This is a genomic window from Patescibacteria group bacterium (assembly GCA_022560785.1).
GTDB lineage: Bacteria > Patescibacteriota > Minisyncoccia > Phycocordibacterales > JADFSL01 > JADFSL01.
Genome location: JADFSL010000046.1, coordinates 1 through 3,155 on the forward strand (window position 1 = coordinate 1; position 3,155 = coordinate 3,155).

Sequence of the window (3,155 nt, forward strand, 5' to 3'; positions counted from 1 at the left end):
GTATCCTCGATTTTTTGCGTGACTTATATATAATGTGATTAGCTAAAACAACGAGGGGGTGGGTATGACTGCGCAACTTATTCCGAGGGAGCAAGTAGAGTTTATGGAGCGTTTGAGGACGTTCAAAAATACGCCACCAAACGAAAGAACCACTTTAATCCCTGGGATGACATTCAGGGGTTGTGACGACGAAGACGTAGGTCAACTCTTTAATGTCTTCTGTTATGGAGAATTCACGGAAGTCGAGGCAGCAAAGTTCATTGATCATTTCGCTGAATGTGCTCTTTGTTGGAGCGGGTTCGTACGTCTGATATGGGCGACAACCGATTACAATGGCCATTAGCCAACTACAGATCACAACTCATAGGAGGTGCTAGACTTTCATCTGGCACCTCTTTCTTTCTAATGTGTAAATTTGGAATATAAACATACTCGTGTTTCCCTTTGATAACAGTTCTAACCACAGTACCAGAACAAGTTCGGTACGTGGCACGCATCCTCTACGAGCCCCTGCAGATATTGACAGTACCATATTTCTGTGGTATTGTTTGCGTATAATACATTATACAAAATAAAATCTAACAAAAAAATTATGGCGAATTTTAATAAAGATAGAAATTCACACGGAGACAAAAACTATAAGAAATCCAACGAACGAAGTTTCGGCAATGACCGAGGTGGAAATAGGGGATTTGGTGGTGGAAGAGGCGGTGGTCGACCTGATATGCATAGTGCCAAATGCAGCGAATGTGGCAATGCTTGCGAAGTACCATTTCGACCAACAGGCGAAAAACCTGTTTATTGCAGTGATTGTTTTAGACGTAGACGTAATGAAAATTCTCAAGATAGAGGGAAAAGTTATTCTGGAAACAGAGACTCTAAATCACGATATGAAGAAAAGCCATCATATCAAAACAGCGGAAGTCAGAATACAGAAAACCACAAAGCTCAGTTTGAAAATTTAAACACTAAACTCGATAAAATCCTACGAGTATTAAGCTCTGTTGGTATAGAAAATGCAAAAACAGTAGACATAGTAAAAGCAAAGGAACTTGAAAAAGCTTCAAAAAAAGAGGTTGATACAGCGGGTCTTAAAGAAGTGATAGCAGAATCAATTCCTAATAAGTCTGCACCAAAAAAGAAAACAGCCAAGAAAGGTACTACTAAAAAAACATTCAAGAGGAAATAGAGTAGTGGCATAAAGCTAGCATCAAAAAATCACCAACTCGGCAGTTTTGTGTTTTTAGAGACTCGGAATGCAGATATTCTTCTCATTTAACCTTATCTTAGTTCTAACCCTTCACTTCATTCAGGACCTTTAGCATCCTCTAGAAGCCCCCTGCTGACATTGACAATATCACAACGATGTGGTATTGTTTATTTAGAAGTTCGCACATAAAACGAGACATACACGAGGAGAGTGTCATGGAACGAATGAACAGTCCTTCAGCTCCGGTGATTGCTAGTATTCCTTTTGATGAGGTCAAGTGCGGCTTCATGAAAGATGGGAGGGGAAACATTATCTTTCTTATGCCACACGGCCAGGATACTATTCCCTTTCCTGTCTTAAAGGATGGGAGTATCTCACAACATGGTGATATCTCCGCCCTTCAGCCTCCAGGAACACTTGTCAACCTTATTAATGCCTCAAACATCGGCATTAATACAGACAATCTCAGATGGACCAAGGAAAAAGCAGATTTCTAGGAAATCGATTGGAGACTTTAAGTCCCCTACAATGCATAGCGTTGCAGGGGACTATTTTTCTATAGGACAGCTAATAAAATGTGGAATTTGTTGAATATTTGAATATATTGGTTTTGCATGGCTAAATTAGGAAGATAAAAACAACTGCTACCCCCTGCCGCAAAAAAAAAGAACACCCTTTTAGAGCGTTCTTTCTTTACGGCAACATTCTTCTACATCTTTTCGCCTCCTGGTAAAGGTAAGCCCAGTTTGTTTAAGTTGCGGAATAGGGAAGCAACAAGGGAAAGTACAATCAAAAGAAAGGCCACGGGGAGTAAAAAGGCCAAAGAGGGGATACCCTCTGCCACCAGCTCCAACACCCCATTTCAGCCAAATACTCCTACACCAACACTTACTCAAACACCCACCCATACTGCTACCTTCACATCCACAACTACCCCAACAGAAACACAAACCCTGACACCTACATTAACTCCAACCAATACAGCCAGCCCTTCACCTGCTCCACTCCAACCCCAGCCTCCAAATCCATAAATGCCAGATATCTTTCCATTCCTGAAATCATTGGTATCTGTTTCAGGATTATCCGGGTATGAAACTCCTGTCACTGAGTTGATTGAGGCCCGATGGCGTCCGTTGGTAGATGAAATCAGTCTCAGCCGCTTAGGTTCGGTCCACGGACTCAAAAAAGGGGCGGGCGCGAAAAAACGCCCATCCATATTATTGGCCGCTCACATGGATGCGATCGGTATGATGGTCACCCAAATCGACGACGGCTTTTTGCGCATCACTTCAATCGGCGGTCTGGATGCGCGTGTTCTGCCCAGCCAACCCGTATTAGTGCATGCTACCGGTGCTGGTGGCCCGCAGGATTTACCGGCTGTTATCCTTTTGCCGCCCGCAAAATTGTTGCCCTCTGGAGAGGCAGATGGAATTGTAGCTATCTCGGATCTACTCGTGGACGTGGGCCTGCTACCCTCAAAGGTAGCGAGTCTTGTCCGAATCGGGGATCTGATCTCGTTCGGAACGGAAGCAGTTGAAATCTCTGGAGAGAGCCTGATTGGTCAGTCCCTTGACAATCGTGCATCTGTTGCGGCAGTCACTTTGTGTTTGCAAGAACTGAGCTCCAGAACACATTCCTGGGACATTTGGGCGGTTGCCACTGTACGAGAAGAAATAGATATGTCTGGTGCTGGCACATCTACATTTCAACTGCTCCCAGATCTAACTATTGCGATCGATGTTACTTTTGGAAAAGGGCCGGGGGCAAACGATTGGCGAACCTTTGCACTTGGAAAAGGGATTACGTTGGGCTTTGGACCGAATAATCATCCGTTTCTGCACAATCGCTTCAAAGAAATAGCCGAAGAGCTGGAAATTCCTTACGCAACCGAGATCATGCCGACCTCCTCCGGAACGGATGGCATGATTATGCAGACCACAGCCGA

At 44.0% G+C, this 3,155-nt stretch carries 3 protein-coding genes; all 3 read left to right on the forward strand.

Annotated elements, in window-relative coordinates; translation table 11 throughout:
• The first annotated feature begins 592 nt into the window (after positions 1–592).
• Complete coding sequence (locus IIB50_03160) at positions 593–1,189, forward strand: hypothetical protein (protein ID MCH7530087.1); 597 nt, start codon at positions 593–595, stop codon at positions 1,187–1,189.
• 176 nt (positions 1,190–1,365) lie between these two features.
• The gene (locus IIB50_03165; protein ID MCH7530088.1) at positions 1,366–1,707 is read left to right on the forward strand and encodes a hypothetical protein; all 342 of its coding nucleotides are present in this window, start codon (positions 1,366–1,368) and stop codon (positions 1,705–1,707) included.
• Between the two features lie 534 nt (positions 1,708–2,241).
• Positions 2,242–3,155, forward strand: a 914-nt coding sequence (locus tag IIB50_03170) for a M42 family peptidase (GenBank protein ID MCH7530089.1), incomplete at its 3' end; no start/stop codon positions are given.